Source organism: Bradyrhizobium diazoefficiens (assembly GCF_016612535.1).
In the GTDB taxonomy this organism is placed as follows: domain Bacteria; phylum Pseudomonadota; class Alphaproteobacteria; order Rhizobiales; family Xanthobacteraceae; genus Bradyrhizobium; species Bradyrhizobium diazoefficiens_C.
This window is the reverse complement of the sequence record NZ_JAENXS010000001.1, coordinates 492,778-509,674: the sequence shown is the minus strand read 5'-3', so window position 1 is coordinate 509,674 and position 16,897 is coordinate 492,778. Positions and strand designations below refer to the sequence as shown.

General features: G+C 63.8%; 17 protein-coding genes. 12 read left to right on the top strand and 5 right to left on the bottom strand.

Translation table 11 applies throughout. From position 1 onward, the window contains the following. Positions 1 to 202 precede the first annotated feature (202 nt). The 11 genes from JJE66_RS02380 to JJE66_RS02330 all read left to right on the top strand — a co-directional run bounded on the left by JJE66_RS02380 (position 203) and on the right by JJE66_RS02330 (position 11,558). The gene (locus JJE66_RS02380) at positions 203 to 1,564 is read left to right on the top strand and encodes a PotD/PotF family extracellular solute-binding protein (protein WP_200515245.1); all 1,362 of its coding nucleotides are present in this window, start codon (positions 203 to 205) and stop codon (positions 1,562 to 1,564) included. Between the two features lie 82 nt (positions 1,565 to 1,646). Beyond that, on the top strand, positions 1,647 to 2,537 hold the full coding sequence (locus JJE66_RS02375) for an ABC transporter permease (protein ID WP_200512527.1): 891 nt from the start codon (positions 1,647 to 1,649) through the stop codon (positions 2,535 to 2,537). Continuing rightward, complete coding sequence (locus JJE66_RS02370) at positions 2,534 to 3,424, top strand: ABC transporter permease (protein WP_200512526.1); 891 nt, start codon at positions 2,534 to 2,536, stop codon at positions 3,422 to 3,424. Before JJE66_RS02375 ends, JJE66_RS02370 begins: the two co-directional genes overlap by 4 nt. Positions 3,425 to 3,442: 18 nt before the next feature. Then, entirely contained in the window at positions 3,443 to 4,549 is a 1,107-nt protein-coding gene (locus JJE66_RS02365; protein WP_200512525.1) for an ABC transporter ATP-binding protein, read from the top strand. Between the two features lie 21 nt (positions 4,550 to 4,570). Continuing rightward, the gene (locus JJE66_RS02360) at positions 4,571 to 5,062 is read left to right on the top strand and encodes a (2Fe-2S)-binding protein (RefSeq protein WP_200512524.1); all 492 of its coding nucleotides are present in this window, start codon (positions 4,571 to 4,573) and stop codon (positions 5,060 to 5,062) included. 2 nt (positions 5,063 to 5,064) lie between these two features. Next, a complete protein-coding gene (locus JJE66_RS02355; RefSeq protein WP_200512523.1) occupies positions 5,065 to 7,452 on the top strand; it encodes a xanthine dehydrogenase family protein molybdopterin-binding subunit in 2,388 nt (795 codons plus the stop codon). Between the two features lie 10 nt (positions 7,453 to 7,462). Continuing rightward, positions 7,463 to 8,260, top strand: a complete 798-nt coding sequence (locus JJE66_RS02350) for a xanthine dehydrogenase family protein subunit M (RefSeq protein WP_200512522.1) — start codon at positions 7,463 to 7,465, stop codon at positions 8,258 to 8,260. Positions 8,261 to 8,276: 16 nt separating this feature from the next. Beyond that, positions 8,277 to 9,767, top strand: coding sequence for an amidase (locus tag JJE66_RS02345; RefSeq protein ID WP_200512521.1), 1,491 nt, complete (start codon positions 8,277 to 8,279; stop codon positions 9,765 to 9,767). 222 nt (positions 9,768 to 9,989) lie between these two features. Further along, complete coding sequence (locus JJE66_RS02340) at positions 9,990 to 10,448, top strand: Hsp20 family protein (RefSeq protein ID WP_200512520.1); 459 nt, start codon at positions 9,990 to 9,992, stop codon at positions 10,446 to 10,448. Positions 10,449 to 10,523: 75 nt separating this feature from the next. Further along, entirely contained in the window at positions 10,524 to 11,015 is a 492-nt protein-coding gene (locus JJE66_RS02335) for an Hsp20/alpha crystallin family protein (protein WP_200512519.1), read from the top strand. A 90-nt stretch (positions 11,016 to 11,105) separates the two neighbouring features. After that, positions 11,106 to 11,558, top strand: coding sequence for a hypothetical protein (locus JJE66_RS02330; RefSeq protein WP_246756039.1), 453 nt, complete (start codon positions 11,106 to 11,108; stop codon positions 11,556 to 11,558). Positions 11,559 to 11,634: 76 nt separating this feature from the next. Here the strand turns inward: JJE66_RS02330 and JJE66_RS02325 are convergent, their stop codons facing one another. Then, positions 11,635 to 12,534 carry a LysR substrate-binding domain-containing protein gene (locus JJE66_RS02325; protein WP_200512518.1) on the bottom strand — a complete coding sequence of 300 codons (900 nt, stop codon included), beginning with the start codon at positions 12,532 to 12,534 and terminating at the stop codon, positions 11,635 to 11,637. 156 nt (positions 12,535 to 12,690) lie between these two features. Between JJE66_RS02325 and JJE66_RS02320 the strand changes: the two genes are divergently transcribed. After that, positions 12,691 to 13,482 carry a fumarylacetoacetate hydrolase family protein gene (locus tag JJE66_RS02320; protein ID WP_200512517.1) on the top strand — a complete coding sequence of 264 codons (792 nt, stop codon included), beginning with the start codon at positions 12,691 to 12,693 and terminating at the stop codon, positions 13,480 to 13,482. A gap of 54 nt (positions 13,483 to 13,536) precedes the next feature. Here the strand turns inward: JJE66_RS02320 and JJE66_RS02315 are convergent, their stop codons facing one another. Genes JJE66_RS02315 through JJE66_RS02300 form a run of 4 tightly spaced genes read right to left on the bottom strand, consistent with a single transcriptional unit; the run spans position 13,537 to position 16,848 of the window. Next, a complete protein-coding gene (locus tag JJE66_RS02315; RefSeq protein ID WP_200512516.1) occupies positions 13,537 to 14,277 on the bottom strand; it encodes an IclR family transcriptional regulator in 741 nt (246 codons plus the stop codon). Between the two features lie 20 nt (positions 14,278 to 14,297). Beyond that, a complete protein-coding gene (locus JJE66_RS02310) occupies positions 14,298 to 15,149 on the bottom strand; it encodes a CoA ester lyase (RefSeq protein WP_200512515.1) in 852 nt (283 codons plus the stop codon). Continuing rightward, complete coding sequence (locus tag JJE66_RS02305; RefSeq protein WP_409362817.1) at positions 15,149 to 15,646, bottom strand: MaoC family dehydratase; 498 nt, start codon at positions 15,644 to 15,646, stop codon at positions 15,149 to 15,151. The genes JJE66_RS02310 and JJE66_RS02305 overlap by 1 nt, the downstream gene beginning before the upstream one ends. Beyond that, on the bottom strand, positions 15,646 to 16,848 hold the full coding sequence (locus tag JJE66_RS02300) for a CaiB/BaiF CoA-transferase family protein (RefSeq protein ID WP_200512514.1): 1,203 nt from the start codon (positions 16,846 to 16,848) through the stop codon (positions 15,646 to 15,648). Before JJE66_RS02300 ends, JJE66_RS02305 begins: the two co-directional genes overlap by 1 nt. Positions 16,849 to 16,897 lie beyond the last annotated feature (49 nt).

Sequence of the window (16,897 nt, the reverse complement as noted above, 5' to 3'; positions counted from 1 at the left end):
TCTTATGCGCACTGCCGAAAGCAAATGCATCGGCCCGATCCATTAGCCGCGTTTATACGACGAATTTTTACTTCCAATTTTACTTCGCAAAATCTCAACCCTAGCCTCGCGCGCAACTTGATCACATCGCGGCCGGTCAATGGCGATCGGTGCGGGGCGTTCATCGTAACCAATGAGGGTTGCCATGTCTGATGGGACTAACGTGTCTGATGGGACTAAGGGGACGTTCACTTCCGATCCGGCGGGAATGGAGGCCAAGGCGAACGTCAGATCGACGAAAAAGCTGAGCCGGCGCACGCTGTTGAAGGGCGCCGCCGCAATTGCGGGCGCGGCCGTCGGGTCGGATGCGATCCGCGGATTCCCGACCATCTGGGCGCAGGAGATCAAGGACATCGAGCTACGCCATGTCGGCGTCTCCTATTCCGTGGTGAAGGCGATCGGCGACCAAGCCGCCAAGGATCTCGGCTTCAAGGTGACGATGCAGAACCTCGACACGTCGGCTGCCATCAATCGCTTCATAAGCCAGCCTGATACGGTCGATATCGCCGATCTCGAGGGCTGGCAGGCCAAGCTCGCCGCCAAGCGCAAGGTCATCCAGGGCATCGAGGTCAAGAAGATCAAGGAATTCGACAACATCCTGCCGATCTTCACCAAGGGCGAGATCGACGGCCACAAGATCCCGCGCCAGGGCATCTCGCCCTACGAGGCCATGTACATCTCCAAGCCCGACTCGACCGACCTGCATGACGGCGTCACCGAATGGGCGACCTTCCTGCCGCAGGTCTACAACGCCGACTCCATCGGCTACCGTCCCGACCTCGTCGGCCACGAAGTGACCGAGTGGAAGGATCTGATCGATCCCAAGTTCAAGGGCAAGGCCGCGATCCTCGACGTGCCCGCGATCGGCATCATGGACGCCGCGCTCTGCTTCGAAAGTGCCGGACTGATCAAGTACGGCAACAAGGGCAACATGACCAAGGAGGAGATCGACTTCACCTGCAACAAGCTGATCGAGCTGAAGAAGCAGGGCCAATTCCGCGCGACCTGGACCACTTTCGACCAGTCGGTGCAGCTGATGGCGGCGGGCGAAGTCGTGATCCAGTCGATGTGGTCGCCGGCGGTCGCCGCCGTCCGCGTCAAGGAAATCCCTTGCGTGTACGCACCGGTCAACATCAAGGACGGCAAGGAAGGCTATCGCGGCTGGTGCAACGGCATGGGCCTGATGAAGCATCTCTCGGGCAAGAAGCTCGATTCCGCCTACGAATATCTCAACTGGTATCTCTCGGGCTGGCAGGGCGCCTTCGTCGGCCGCTACGGCTATTACAGTCCGGTGCCCTCGACGGCGAAGAAGTTCCTGACCGCTGCCGAATGGGACTTCTGGTACGACGGCAAGCCGGCGCCGGAAGTGATCAACGATCCCTATGGCGTGGCGATGGAGAAGGCCGGCACCAAGCGTGACGGCGGCTCGTTCCTCGACCGCGTCAAGAACATCTCGTGCTGGAACACGCTGATGGACGAGGCCGCCTACATGAACAAACGCTGGAACGACTTCAAGGTGGCCTGAAACCTGCTTTCCCTGACCTAAACGAAGCACCGGCGCCGTCACGCGCCGGTGCGACAAGATCGACTTCGAGGCATTCGCTGATATGCAGCCCAGTCCAAAACCAGCTCAAACGCCACCACGCGCAAATCTCGCCGGCTGGCTCTATGTCTCGCCGCTGGTTCTGGTGCTCGTTCCGTTCTTCGTGGCCCCGATCCTCGTCGTGCTGGCGGCGAGCTTCTTTTCGACCGACGGCTTTGGCGGGCTGACGCCTGAGTTCACGCTTGCAAGCTATGTCGACGTGCTGCATTCGGCGCTGACGCTGAAGCTCTATCTGGCGACCATCAAGTTCACAGTGCTGACTTGGGTCTTCACGCTGATCATCGGCTTCTTTGTCGCTTATTTTCTCGTCTTCCACGTCCGTAACCAGCTGCTGGCGATCGGCCTGTTTCTGCTGTGCACGGTGCCGTTCTGGACCTCGAACATCATCCGCATGATTTCGTGGATTCCGTTGCTCGGCAAGGAAGGCCTAATCAACCAGGCGCTGCTGGCACTGGGCGTGATCCATCAGCCGCTGGAGGTGCTGCTGTTCTCTGATTTGGCGGTGGTCATCGCCTATGTCCACCAGCTCACGATCTTCATGATCGTGCCGATCTTCAATTCCATGGCGCGGATCGACAAAAAGCTGATCGAGGCCGCGATCGATGCCGGCGCCAGCCGTTTCGACATCCTGCGCCTGATCGTGGTGCCGATGTCCAAGAGCGGTATTGCGCTCGGCACCATCTTCGTGGTCTCGATCGTGATGGGCGACTTCTTCGTCGTCAAGGTGATGTCCGGCGGCGGCTCGGCCTCGGTGGTCAGCGCGTTCTACGAGGACGTCGGCGTGCTGCAATACCCGACCGCGGCCGCAAGCGCTGTGCTGTTGACGCTGGTGCTGGTAGGGATCGTCTCGCTGATCCTGCGCACCGTCGACATCAGGCAGGAGATCACGCGATGAGCGCGGTTCTCGCTGACGTGCCTGAAGCGGTCGCGCCCGCGGCGACCAAGGCGATCGCGCCGAGAAAGGGCGGCCGGCCCTGGACGTTCTACGTGCTGGCGACGCTGTTCGGGCTTTATGTGATCGCGCTCTACGGCCCGATGTTCTGCATCTACATCCTGTCGTTCCAGGATATCCGCGGCGGCCTCGTGTTTCCGATGAAGGGGCATTCGCTGCACTGGTTCGTCGATCTCTTCACCCAGGTGCGGACCGGCGACGTCAAGGGCTCATTTGATCGCTCGATCAAGCTCGCGGTCATCGTCACCGTCATCACGGTGGTGGTCTCCTTCCTGGCCGGGCTCGGTTTCCGCAAGCGCTTCCGCGGCGACACCGTCGTCTTCTACATGATGATCGGCAGCCTGGTCGCGCCCGGCCTCGTGCTCGGCCTCGGCACGGGGCTTCTGTTCCAGGCGCTCGGGCTGAATGCGAGCTGGTACACATCGGCGCTCGGCTCACAGCTGTCATGGACGCTGCCGTTCGGTGTGCTGGTGATGTTCGCTGTGATGTCGCGCTTCAATCACGTCTGGGAGGAGGCGGCCTACGATCTCGGCGCCAGCCGCTGGCAGTCGATCCGGCTGGTGATGATTCCGGTGCTCGCGCCGGGTCTCGTCGCGGTGGCGTTGTTCGGCTTCACGCTGTCCTATGACGAGTTCGCGCGCAGCCTCCAGACCGCAGGTTCGCTGAACACGCTGCCGCTGGAGATCTGGAGCATGACGCTGAACGTCACCTCGCCCTCGCTCTATGCGCTCGGCACCGTGACCACCATCGTCTCCTTCGTCGTCATCGGCGCAAGCCTCGGCAGCATCGTCCTGATCCAGAAGAAGCGCGGCAGTCAGGCCAAAGGTTGAGCAAGGGTTGAGTTGGGAATGAAGAGCGATCGCGGCGATATCGAACTGGCAGGCGTCTGCAAGAGCTTTGACGGCGCGACCTACGTGGTCGACGGCGTCAACCTCAGGATTGCCGATGGCGCCTATTGCTGCTTCATCGGCCCGTCCGGCTGCGGCAAGACCACGATTCTGCGCATGATCGCCGGTCATGAGGACCCGACCGCGGGGGAGATCGTGATCGGCGGTCAGAACGTCGTCGGTCTCGCGCCGGTGCAGCGCCGCACCGCGATGATGTTCCAGTCCTACGCGCTGTTCCCGCATCTGACCGTGCGCGACAACATCGCCTTTGCCTTGCGCGTTCGTGGCCAGTCGAAGTCCGATCGGCTTCGGGCGGCCGACGCCATGATCGAGAAGGTGCGGCTGACGCAGTTCGCCGACCGGTTGCCGGCACAGCTCTCCGGCGGCCAGCAGCAGCGCGTGGCGCTGGCGCGGGCCGCGATCACCGAGCCGCGGGTGCTGCTGCTCGATGAACCGCTGTCCGCGCTCGACGAACAGCTCCGCGTGCAGATGCGTCAGGAGCTGCGGCGGATGCAGCGGGAGCTCGGCATCACCTTCATCCACGTCACCCACACCCAGCTCGAAGCGATCGCACTTGCGGATTTAGTGGTCGTGATGGAGCAGGGCAAGATCAAGCAGGCGGGCGCGGCGCGGGACGTCTATGCCCACCCGCACGACCGCTATGTCGCGGAGTTCATGGGCGGGCAGAACGTGCTGTCTGGCCGTGTCGAGAAGGTCAACGGTGCCAGCTTCACACTCGCGCAGGCCGCTCCTGATGGCATCGAGGTGCCGCTTCAGGCGCGCCCGGCTGTCAGCGTCGGCGACAAGGTCGATATCGCCGTTCGCCGCGACGATGTCGCGCTGGTCAGGCCGGGCAGGGACCTGCCACCCGGCTGCGCCACGGCGTTGCCGAGCCGCGTGGTCGCGATCGAGTACCAGGGCTATTTCGTCAAGGTGATGCTCGACACCGTGCCGGACGATGAATTCGTGGCCTACGTGCCGGAAAAGACCTTCTTCGCAGATCCCTTTACCGTCGGCGATGTCGTGATGGCCACATGGGCCACCGGCAGCGCGTTGCCACTCGCCTAAAACCCCGTCGCGCACAGGAGTATGACCGTGCAGATATCCTTCACACTCAACGGCCGGCCAACCAATGTGGACGTCGAACCGGCGACACTCGTCGCCGAGCTCTTGCGCGAGCAGCTCAATCTGACAGGGACCCATATCGGTTGTGACACCAGCCAGTGCGGCGCCTGCGTCGTGCATCTCGACGGGCTGCCCGTGAAGAGCTGCACGTTGCTCGCCCCCGCCCTCGACGGCGCGACGCTTCTCACCATCGAAGGCCTGCAAGGCGCGCCCGGCTCGAACCAGATGCATCCGATGCAGGAAGCCTTTCGCGAACATCACGGCCTGCAATGCGGCTTCTGCACGCCCGGCATGCTGATGACCGCGATCGCACTCGCCGCCGAGAAGCCGGACCTGACCGAGGCCGATGTCCGTCAAGGCCTCGAAGGCAATATCTGCCGCTGCACCGGCTACCAGAACATCGTCGTCTCGGTGATGGCAGGCGCTGCCGCCATGCACGCCGCCGAGGGAGAGTGACCATGGGCAATGTGATCGGTATCGGCGCCGCACCGAAGCGCAAGGAAGACCAGCGCTTCCTCACCGGGCGCGGCAATTACGTCTCCGACATCAAGCGTCACGGCATGGCGGCGGGCGTGTTCGTGCGCTCGCCGCACGGGCATGCGGTCCTGCGCGGCATCGACACGAGTGCGGCGCTGGGCTCGCCGGGCGTCATCGCGGTCCTGACCGGGGAGGATGTCAAGGCCGATGGTCTCGGCTCGCTGCCCTGCGGTTGGGGCATCTCGGACGCCAAGGGCGTGCCGATGAAGGAGCCGCCGTTCCCGATGCTGGCGCAGGGCAAGGTGCGCTTCGTCGGCGACATGGTGGCCTTCGTCATCGCCGAGACGCCGGAGCAGGCGAATGCTGCGGCCGAACTCCTGACGATCGACTACGAGGTGCTGCCGTCGGTGGTCGGCGTGCTCGAAGCGGTCAGGCCCGGCGCGCCGCAATTGTTCGACGACGTCCCGAACAACATTTGCTGCGACTGGGAGCTGGGCGACAACGCCGCGGTCGAAACCGCGTTCCGCAAAGCCGCGCATGTCGCAAAGCTCAGCCTCGTCAACAACCGCCTGATCGGCAATCCGATGGAGCCGCGTGCGGCGATCGCGGCATACGAGCCCGGCACCGATCGCTTCACGCTGTGGACCACCAGCCAGTTCCCGCATGTCGTGCGCTTCCTGATGGGCGCGCTGGTGCTGAACATTCCACAACACAAGCTGCGGGTGGTCGCGCCGGATGTCGGCGGTGGCTTCGGCGTCAAGCAGTTCCATTACGGCGAGGAGGCCGTGATTACCTGGGCCGCCAAGCGCGTGATGCGGACGATCAAATGGGTCGCGAGCCGCTCGGAGGGCTACGTGTCCGACCGTCACGGCCGGGATCACGTCACCGAGGCTGAGCTGGCGCTCGACGAGACCGGAAAGTTTCTCGCCTTCCGCGTCAATACGCTCGCCAATATGGGCGGCTATCTCTCGACCTTCGGGCCGAACATTCCGACCAATCTTTACGGCCCCTTGCTTGGCGGCGTCTACACCACGCCCGCGATCTACTGCAATGTGAAGGTGGTCTTCACTAACACCGTGCCGGTCGATGCCTACCGCGGCGCGGGCCGCCCAGAGGCCACCTTCGTGCTGGAGCGCATCGTCGATGTCGCAGCCAGCGAGATGGGCATCGACCGCGTCGAGATCCGCCGTCGCAACATGATCCCGAAGGAGGCCTATCCCTATCAGACGCCCGTACTTGTACAGTACGATTCCGGCGATCCGATGGGCTGTCTCGACGGTGCGCTGGTTGCGGCCGACGTCCAAGGTTTTGGCATCCGCAAGGCGGCCTCCGCCAGCAAGGGCAAGTTCCGCGGGCTCGGCTATTCCACCTATGTCGAGGCGTGCGGCCTTGCGCCCTCGCGTTTCGCAGGACGGCTGGGCGCACGCGGCGGCCTCTATGAAAGCGCCACGGTGCGCGTGCATCCGACCGGCCAGGTGACGGTCATGATCGGCACGCACAATCACGGCCAGGGCCACGAAACCACCTTCGCGCAGATCGTTTCCGAAAAGCTCGGCGTGTCCTTCGAGAATGTCGACATCGTGTTCGGCGACACCGATCGGGTGCAGTTCGGCATGGGCACCTATGGCTCCCGATCGCTGGTGGTTGGTGGCGCCGCACTGTCGAAGGCGACCGACAAGGTGATCGCCAAGGGCAAGAAGATCGCCTCCCATCTGCTCGAGGCGGCCGAGGTCGACATCCAGTTCGAGAGTGGCAAATTCTCGGTTGCGGGAACGGACCGTACCAAGACGTTCGAGGAGATCGCGGGCGCTGCCTATGTGCCGCACAATTATCCGCTTGAGGTGCTGGAGCCGGGGCTTGAGGAGCAGGCCTATTACGACCCCGTCAACTTCACCTATCCCGGCGGCTGCCATATCGCCGAGGTCGAGGTCGATCCGGAGACCGGCACGGTAACGCTCGTGAATTACACCGCGGTCGACGATGTCGGCACGGTCATCAATCCGATGATCGTCGAGGGCCAGTTGCACGGCGGCATCGTGCAGGGTGTCGGCCAGGCGCTGTTCGAGAACGCCGTCTATGACGAGGGCTCCGGCCAACTCCTCTCGGGCTCGCTGATGGACTATTGCATGCCGCGCGCCGACCACATGCCGATGATGAAGGTTACGACCCACTCGACGCTCTGCACGCACACGCCGATGGGCGTGAAGGGCTGCGGCGAGGTCGGCACCATCGGCTCGCCTGCCGCCGTCATCAACGCCGTGGTCGACGCGCTCGCACATCTCGGTGTCACCCATGTCGACATGCCGGCGACCCCGAACCGGATCTGGCGACTGCTGCAAAACGCGTCGCTGCCGGTCGCCGCGGAATAGGGAGGACAACATGAAGCCATTTACTTATCACCAGCCCAACCAGATTCCCGACGCGGCGAAACTCCTGACCTCGATCGAGGACAGTAAGCTCGTTGCCGGCGGCATGACGTTGATCCCGACGCTGAAGCAGCGGCTGGCCAATCCGCCTGCACTGGTCGATCTCTCCAAACTCGCAAATCTCAAGGGCATCACCGACGATGGCGCCACCATCACCATTGGCGCGATGACGCCGCACGCGGTGGTGGCGGCCTCGCAACTGGTGCAGTCAAAAATCCCCGGGCTCGCGGCGCTGGCCTCGATGATCGGCGACCCCGCTGTGCGCAACCGCGGCACCATCGGCGGCTCGGTCGCCAACAACGACCCGGCGGCGGATTATCCGGCCGGCGTGCTCGGCCTTGGCGCCACCATCGTCACCAGCACGCGTGAGATCGCGGCCGACAAGTTCTTCCTCGGCCTGTTCGAGACGGCGCTTGAGGTCGGCGAGATCATCACCGCGATCCGTTTTCCTGTGCCGCTTAGGGCGGGCTACGCAAAGTTCAAGGCGCCGGCATCGCGTTATGCGCTGGTCGGCGTGTTCGTCGCGAAATTCGCCGATGGTGTTCGCGTCGCCGTGACTGGCGCAGGCTCCGGCGTATTCCGCGTGCCGCCGATGGAAGCGGCGCTGTCGGGCAATTTCGATCCGTCCGCGATCGCGGCGATCAAGATCGACACCGACGGTCTCACCTCCGATATCCACGCCGAGGCCGATTACCGTGCGCATCTCGTCACGGTGATGGCCAAGCGCGCCGTCGACGCGGCGCTCAGCTAGCTCTTTAGGGTCGATGATGACTGATGGTTCCGGCCGAACGGCCTTCCCGCCGGCGCCGACTGGCCTTGGCGCGCTTTCTGCAACCGAGATCATGGCCGGCTACCGGCGCAAGGCGTTCACCCCACGCGACGTCGTCGACGATACCATCGCCGCGCTTCAGGCCGCGAACGAAGCCTGCAACGCGGTGGTGACGCCGATGTACGAGCAGGCGCGGGCGGAGGCCGATCGTCTCACCAGGCAGATGCGCGCGGGCGAGGCCAAGGGGCCGCTCGCCGGCGTGCCGGTCACGATCAAGGACCTCGTTTTCGTCGCGGGCGTGCCGGCCTATGGCGGCTCGCCCATGAACAAGAGTTTTGTGCCCGAGGCCGATGCCGCCGTGGTGTCGGCGCTGAAGGCTGCGGGTGCAATCATCACCTGCAAGACTACGACCTGCGAGTCCGGTTACAAGCTCACGGCGGACAGTCCGGTCACGGGGACCACGCGAAACCCCTGGAATCCCGGTCGCACCAGCGGCGGGTCCAGCGGCGGCGCGGCGGCGGGCGTCGCGGCCGGCTGCGGCCCGATCGCGATCGGCACCGATGGCGTTGGCTCGGTCCGCGTGCCGGCATCCTTCTGCGGCGTGTTCGGGTTGAAGCCGACCTTCGGCCTCGTGCCGCGCTCGCCCGGTTTCTCGCCGCCGTCCTGGGCGTCGCTCGCGCACACCGGACCGATTACGCGGACAGTCGCGGATGCCGCGCTGACACTGGAAATTATCGCCGGCTACGACATGCGCGATGCCGCAAGTCTGCCCGTGCCCTCCCGCCGTTTCGATACGAACGCGGGACGCCTGGATGGCATTCGCATCGGCGCCAGCGCCGATCTCGGCTACGCCGCCGTCAGTCCCGACGTGTGCGCAGCATTTGGCAAGGCACTCGCGATTCTCGATTCCTGCGGCGCGCAGGTCACCATGGATGGTCCCGGGCTCGATCCGGGCATCCTGGACCACACGCTGAAGCCGATCGCCTTCACCGAGCAGGCGGCGGCGGTCGCGACCAGGACCACAGCCGATCTCGCCAGCTCCGAAGCCGATTATCGCGCTGTTGTTGCGGCCGGGCGTCATTACAGCGGCACGGACTATGTCGAGGCTGGCTATCGCCGCGGCCAGGCGCGCAGCGCCTTCGTGAAATTGTTCGAACGCGTCGACGTGCTGGTAACGCCGACGGTCGCGGTGACCGCGTTCGAGGCCGGCCGGATCGGCATCGACACGGTCGACGGCAGCAAGGTCGATCCGCATCTCGGCTGGTCGCCTTTCACTTGGCCGATCAATCTTGCTGGTCTTCCGGCGGCGACGCTGCCCTGCGGCTTCGATCGCGATGGCATGCCGATCGGGCTTCAGATCATCGCGCCCTGGCTCGACGAGCCCACCATCTTCCGCATCGCCGCAGCGTTCGAGCAGGCGCAGCCCTGGGCAAAATTCTGGCCGTCGCTGGTGCTGCGCGAGGAGGGACGGGCGCGGACCAAGGCGTGAAGGAGCTCCGAGGGGGAGGACCCCCTTGTCTTGCTGATCCGGGCCTGGAAATTTTTGACTGGCCCTCTTGAAATCATTTTCCGCTTTTCTAAGTGGTTTTTCGCCGCGAGAGCGGTGTACCGGACGCCAGATCGGGTCCGGTGCGGGCGCTGGGCCGGTGTTCTCGGATAAACACAGTCCCGCGCTCCTTCGTATCCATCTTGCTCTTTGGAGGACTTGGTTATGAGGACCACATTCGACTTTGCGCCGCTGTGGCGCTCCACCATCGGCTTCGATCACCTGGCCGATCTCGTCGACAGCACGCTTCGCCAGACGACCGAAGACAGCTACCCCCCTTACAACATCGAGCGGTCCGGCGAGGACCATTACCGGATCAGCCTCGCCGTGGCGGGGTTCGGCGTCGACGACATCACGGTGACGGCCGAGCAGAACGCGCTCACGATCGAAGGCAGGAAGCCTGACGGCGCCGCGCGCGAATACCTCTATCACGGCATCGCGGCGCGGCCGTTCCGGCGGGTCTTCAACCTCGCCGATTATGTCCAGGTGAAGCAGGCGTCCTTCCGGGACGGTCTCTTGATCATCGACCTGTTCCGCGAGGTTCCGGAAGCGATGAAGCCGCGTCGGATCCAGATCGGGGGCGGGGATTTCCCTGCCGCTCAGATCGAGCAGAAGGCAGCCTAACCGCTTTATCGAGGAATTGGCGGGACGTGGCGTGCGAAGCCGCGTCCGCGCTCCGGATGCATGAAGGAGAAAACAATGGCATTTCGTGATCTCATTCCCTGGTCGGGGAAACAGGAGCTTGCACCTGTCCGCGACAGCTTCGACCCGTTCCTGACGCTTCATCGCGAGATGAACCGGCTGTTCGATGACGTGTTTCGCGGCTTCGCCGGGACCAACCTTTCCCCGATGATGGAGGGTCGTTTCGGCTGGCCCAAGGTCGAACTCAGCGAGACCGACAAGCTGCTGACCGTCACGGCCGAACTTCCGGGCCTGACGGAGAAGGACGTCGAAGTTGAAATCGCCAACGGCGTCCTCACCCTCCGCGGTGAGAAAAAAGCCGAGCGCAATGGCGAAGGCAGGTATTTCACCGAGCGCTACTACGGCGCCTTCGAGCGGCAAGTCCCGCTCGACGGCGTCGAGGAGGACAAGGCCGAAGCGTCGTTCAGGAATGGCGTGCTGACCGTCTCACTGCCCAAGTCCGGAAAGCCGCGCGAAGGCGTCAAGCGCATCGCGATCAACACGCAATAGCACGAACCCGGGTGGCGGCGATGTTCACCGCCACCCGATTATCAGACATACACTTGCCTTTCGAAAGGAGCATTAGAGGAGGCACAACCGATGACCAAAGCGAACACGAATGCCGGCAATCTCAATCCGCTGTTTCATCCCGCGGCACATTACGGCTCGCCTGCTGAGGTCCTGGACGCAGAGGAGCTGTCTGCACCGGAGAAGCGGATCATCCTGTCGTCCTGGGCCTCCGACATGTACGCGGTCGAATCCTGCCCAGCTTTGCGCGAAATTCCCGGCATGAGCCACACCGTCCGACTCGCCGATATTCTCGCAGCCTTGCGCCGGCTCGACGCGACAATGATGACGACCGGCCGCGCGGGGGCGGCGTCTCGATGCGGTTGCGTCGGCCTTGGTGGCTTCGAACTCGGCCCGCCGCAGAACGGCGAGGCGCCTGATGCTCACGCCGACTGTCCTGGGGCTGGTGCTGCTCGGCCAGGTTTCGCCGGCGTGGGCCGTGCCATTTTTGGCCCTGCAAGGCTGGATCTTCTCGGCCCGCGATAGCGCGTGAGGCAGCTGTCCGGTGCGCTTGTCGTCGCAAGATGTTCGAGAGAAACGCTGAATTCGGGCTTGGGCGCGCTCACGAGAGCTCAATCGGACCGCCGCGGCCGCTGAGCTCTTCGTCGAGGCGCAGATAGTGGGCGAGATAGTCGTGCAGCGCGGTTGCCGCCTTCGAGGTCGCGCCGCTCGATTTGTAGAGCAGCAGCTCGATCTTCGGCAGCGGCGGCAGGCCTTCATTGGGGCCGATCTCGCGCATCGCCGGCACCAGCGCACTGCGGCCGAGCACGGTGACGGCCATGCCGGCGAAGGCCGCCGCTTGCAGGCCGCCGACGCTTTCGCTGACGCAGGCGATGCGCCAGCGCAAATTCGCGCGTTCCAGCGTATCGATGGCGTAGTCGCGATAGATGTTACCGGGCGGCAAGAGCGCCAGCGGGATCGGGCGTTCCTGGTGCGCGGCAGAGTGCTCGCCGGTCATCCAGACCAGCTGCTCGCGGCGTACCACCTGGCCGCCGGTGAAATCATTCATGCGGGTGACGAGTGCGATGTCGACGTCGCCGCGCTTGACGAGACCGACCAGCGGCGTCGACAGCGCGCAGTTGAGCTCGACTTGCACGCGCGGAAACGATTTTCGGAACACGCTCAGAATCTGCGGCAGCATGAACGCCGCATAGAGGTCGGGCGTGCCGAGCACGACCTGGCCCTCGATCTCCTGCGACGCCAGTTGCGAGATCAGCTCGTCATGCAACCGCAGGATGGATTTGGCGTAGGTGAGAACCGTCGTGCCGTCGTCGGTCAGCATCAGCCTTCGCCCGGCATGCTCGAATAATTGCTTGCCTGTGAGCTCCTCTAGCCGCTGCAATTGCAATGTGATTGCCGGTTGGGTGCGACCCAGCCGTCGTGCGGTCTCGGTGATGCTGCCGGTCTCGACCACCGAGATCAGCGACCGGAGCATGCGGATGTCGAGACTGATGAGGTTCATGCAGCGTCCATATCGCCCGGAATTTATGCAAGTTCCATGCTAGGGCGGACCGACGAGGGCGTCGCCTTGAAGACCTGAACGGGCCGGCCATTGGCCCGCTGCTCATTTGGTCCTATGACTTACCCGAATCAGACGACGAAATCAGGGAGTGAAGCCATGACACGGACCACCCGACGCAGGGTGCTCACTGCGGCAGCCGCGATGACCGCGGTCAGCCTCGTAGACACGGCCCCGGCTGCAGCGCAGGCCGCACCGAAGCCGATCTTCCCGGTGCCGATGGTCACGATCCCGATCGTCGGCGAGACCCAAGTGTTCCAGGTCCGCCGCATCTACTGCATCGGGCGCAACTACGCCGCGCATGCGATTGAGCGCGGCTCGGATCCGAACCGCGAGCCGCCGTTCTTCTTCCAGAAGCCGACCGATGCAATCCAGAACGTCGCGATCGGCGAGGTCGCCGATCATCCCTATCCGTCGCTGACCAAGAACTATCATCATGAGGTCGAGTTGGTCGCTGCGCTGAAATCCGGCGGCACCAACATCCCGGCCGAGAAGGCGCTAGATCACGTCTATGGCTATGCGCTCGGTCTCGACATGACCCGACGCGATCTCCAGAACGGCATGGCCGCGGAGAAGAAGCCGTGGGAGATCGGCAAGAGCTTTGACCATGCTGCGGTGCTCGGTCCGATCCATCCTGCGAGCAAGACTGGTCACTTCGACAAGGGCGCGATTTCGCTCGCGATCAACGGCACGGTGAAGCAGAGCTCGGATCTCAGCAAGATGATCTGGAGCGTCGCCGAGCAAATCGCAAAACTGTCGGAAGCGTTCGAGCTGAAGGCCGGCGACATCATCTATTCCGGCACGCCGGAGAATGTCGGCCCCGTGGTGAAGGGCGACGTGCTGTTGTGCAAGCTTGAGGGCCTGCCGGACATGTCGATCAAGATCGTGTAGTTTTTCGCCTTCCTCGTAGGAACCGCGCGAGGGAGTGGACTACCGGCGCGGCCTCTACGCCGCGGCCTTCGGCCGCAGCCGGTCAACCGTCCGCGCGATCAGCGACGCGACCTCTGCCACCTTCGGCCCGATGCGAAACTCCGGCCCTGCAACGACGACGGAGAGCCTGCGATCACCGATCGGCAGCGGGATCGCGGCTCCAGCGAGATCGCGACTGTAGTCGGCAAAACTCTGGCAGTAGCCGCGCGCGATCGAATTGCGCAGCTCCGCCTCCACCGCCTCGATGCTGATCGGCGTCGACGGACCATATTGCTTGAACTCGATCTTGCGATAGACGGAGTCGCGTTCTTCCTGTGAATATTGCAACAGCAGTGCGCGGCCGCTGGCGGTGGCGTGGATCGGCACGCGGTGGCCGATGGTGGCGAAATAGCGGATCGCGGCTTGGGATTCGACGACGTCGATGAATACTGCCATGACACCCGCCGGTGCCACGATGGACGCGGTCTCGCCGGTCTCGGCCGACAGGTCGGCGATCAGCGTATGTGTCCAGGGCGGCAGCGGCTCGACCTCGGAGATCATCCGCGCCATCGCCAGCCACCGCGGCGTCGGATAGAAGCCGGCGCGGGGTCGCGGCTCGTAGAGATAGCCCTTCTCCGACAGCGTCGCGAGCAGGTTGAAGGTCGACGAACGCGGCCAGCCGAAATGATCGGCGATCTCGGCAAGCGTCGCGGGCTTCCTCGTTTGCGCGAAGAATTCCATGATCTCCAGGACGTTTGCGGCTTGGCGAACGATCATGGCGGGCTTTGCGTCCTGCTCTAGGGCTGGCCGAGGATTTTCTTCGCGGCACGAAGATGCGGCTTGTCGATCATCTGGCCGTCGAGCCGCAGCGTGCCGGAGTTCGGATTGCTGGCGAAGGCTGCGATCACCTTCTCTGCCCAGGTGCGCTCGGCCTCTGTCGGTGCGAACGCCGCGTTGACGACGTCGACATGCTTCGGATGGATCAGCGCCTTGGCCGAAAAGCCGTCGCGCCGCGCCGCGCGCGTTTCCTGCTCGAGGCCAGCGAGATTGTCGATGTCGGTATAGACGGTGTCGATTGGCGCAACTTCGGCCGCCGCCGCTGCCATCAGGCAGAGATCGCGCGCGAGGCGATAGGGACTGTGGAACACGCCGCCTGAAGCCTTCTCGGTGGCGCCGAGCGAAGCCGAGAGATCCTCAGCGCCCCACATCAATCCGGCAAGGCGAGGGGAGCAGCCCTTGTAGCTGCCGAGCCCGAAGATCGAACCGGCAGTTTCAGTCGCGACGCAGACGATGCGCGTCGTGCCAACCGCGATGCCGGCTGCAGCTTCCAGGGCTTCGAGCCAGGTTGCGACCTGCCGCACGTCGTCGCCGCCCTGCGATTTCGGCAGCACAATGCCGTCGGGTCTGCCCGGCATCACCGCGGCGAGATCGGCGAGCGTCATGCCGGTGTCGAGTGCGTTGACGCGGACATAAAGCTGGTGCGGGCCACGCCGGCCCTTCAGCATCGTCAGCGTCAGCCCGCGTGCCTCCGGCTTCTTGTCGGTGACGACAGAGTCTTCGAGATCGATTATCAGCGCGTCGGCCTTGCCTTCGCTTGCCTTCTCGAATTTGCGCGGGGAATCGCCCGGTACGAACAGCATCGAACGCATCAGACCGGCCTCTTGTGCATCATCGCCATGCGGCGGCATTTTCCGACGATCTCGTCGTTCTGGTTCAAGGCGTGGTGCTCGAACTCGACGATGCCCGCCTTGGGGCGCGATTTGGATTCCCGCAACGACAGCACCTTCGTCGTCGCCCGCAAGGTGTCGCCATGGAAGACAGGTTTCGGAAAAGTCACGTCGGTCATGCCGAGATTGGCGACGGTGGTGCCCATGGTCGTATCATAGACCGTCATGCCGATCATGATGCCGAGGGTGTAAAGGCTGTTGAAAATGCGCTGCCCGAATTCGGTCTTCTCGGCAAAATGCGCGTCGATGTGCAGCGGCTGCGGATTGAGCGTCAGCAGGCTGAACATGGTGTTGTCCATCTCCGTGACGGTCCGGGTCAGCGGATGCCTGAACTCCTGACCCACGGAAAAGTCCTCGAAATAAAGTCCTGCCATCGCGGTTTCCTCCCTCTTGTCATGCGATTTGGCCCGCGCTGCGATTAAGGCGGCGCAGTCAGGTGAACTGCTTTTTGCTCCGCGAGCCGCTCGATCTCCTCAGGCGAGAAGCCCGCCTCAGCCAAGATGTCGCGGCCATGCTGGCCGAGCGTCGGCGCGGGGCCGGCGGGCTCGGGCTGGGTCACGCTCCAGGTCGAGGGCACGCGCATCTGGCGGATGCGGCCTTCCACGGGATGATCGACCGTCCTGAAGAAGTCGATTGCCTCGAGGTGCGGATCGTCCAAAATCGTCTCCAGCGTGTGCATCGGCATCACCGGAATGTCGGCGCACTCCAGCAGCTCGCGCCACTCCGCGGTCGTGCGCGTGAGGAAAATGTGGCCGATTTCTTCGTAGATCTCGTCGATGTGCTTGGTGCGCGCGGCATGGTTGGCAAAGCGCGGCTGCTGCAAGAATTCCACCCGGCCGATCGCCTCGAAGAAGCTGCGCCAGTGCTTGTCGTTGTAGATGAGAACGCAGAGATAGCCGTCGCTGGTCTTGTAGGGGCGGCGATAGCGCGATAGCAGGCGGGTGTAGCCCCCATGGTCGAGCGGCGGATCGTAGGTGAGCCCGCCGAGATGATCGACCAGCACGAACTCCGTCATGGATTCGAACATCGGCACGTCGATGCGCTGCCCGATGCCAGTGCGTTGTTGGTGCATCAATCCGCCCATGATGGCATTGACCATCATCAGACCGACGATGCGGTCGGCGATGGTGACGGGAACGTAGCGCGGTGTGCCGTCACCGGCCGCCGCGAGCAGCGTCGGAATCGTCGCCGCGCCCTGGATCAGATCGTCATAGGCGGGCTTTGCCGCATAGGGGCCGGACTGGCCGTAGCCGAACGCACCGACATAGACGATCGTGGGATTGATCGCGGCCAACGTCTCGTAGTCGAGGCCAAGCCGCGCCATCGCTTGCGGGCGCACGTTATACACCAGCGCGTTGGCGCGCTTGGCCAACTGCAGCAGCGCGTCGCGCCCTTCCTTCTTCTTGAGGTCGAGCACGATGCTGCGCTTGCCGCGGTTGGCATTGAGAAACATCCCGCCCATGCCGGGCGTGCGGCCGGGACCGATCTGGCGAACGATGTCGCCCTCGGGGCTTTCGACCTTGATGACATCAGCGCCCATGTCGGCCAGCACCTGGGTGCCGTAGGGGCCCATCAGCACGGAGGTCAGGTCGAGAATGGTGAAGCCGGCGAGCGGTCCCATGGGGCCTCGTTGGATGAATTCATATATGTGGAATTAGAATTCATAAATC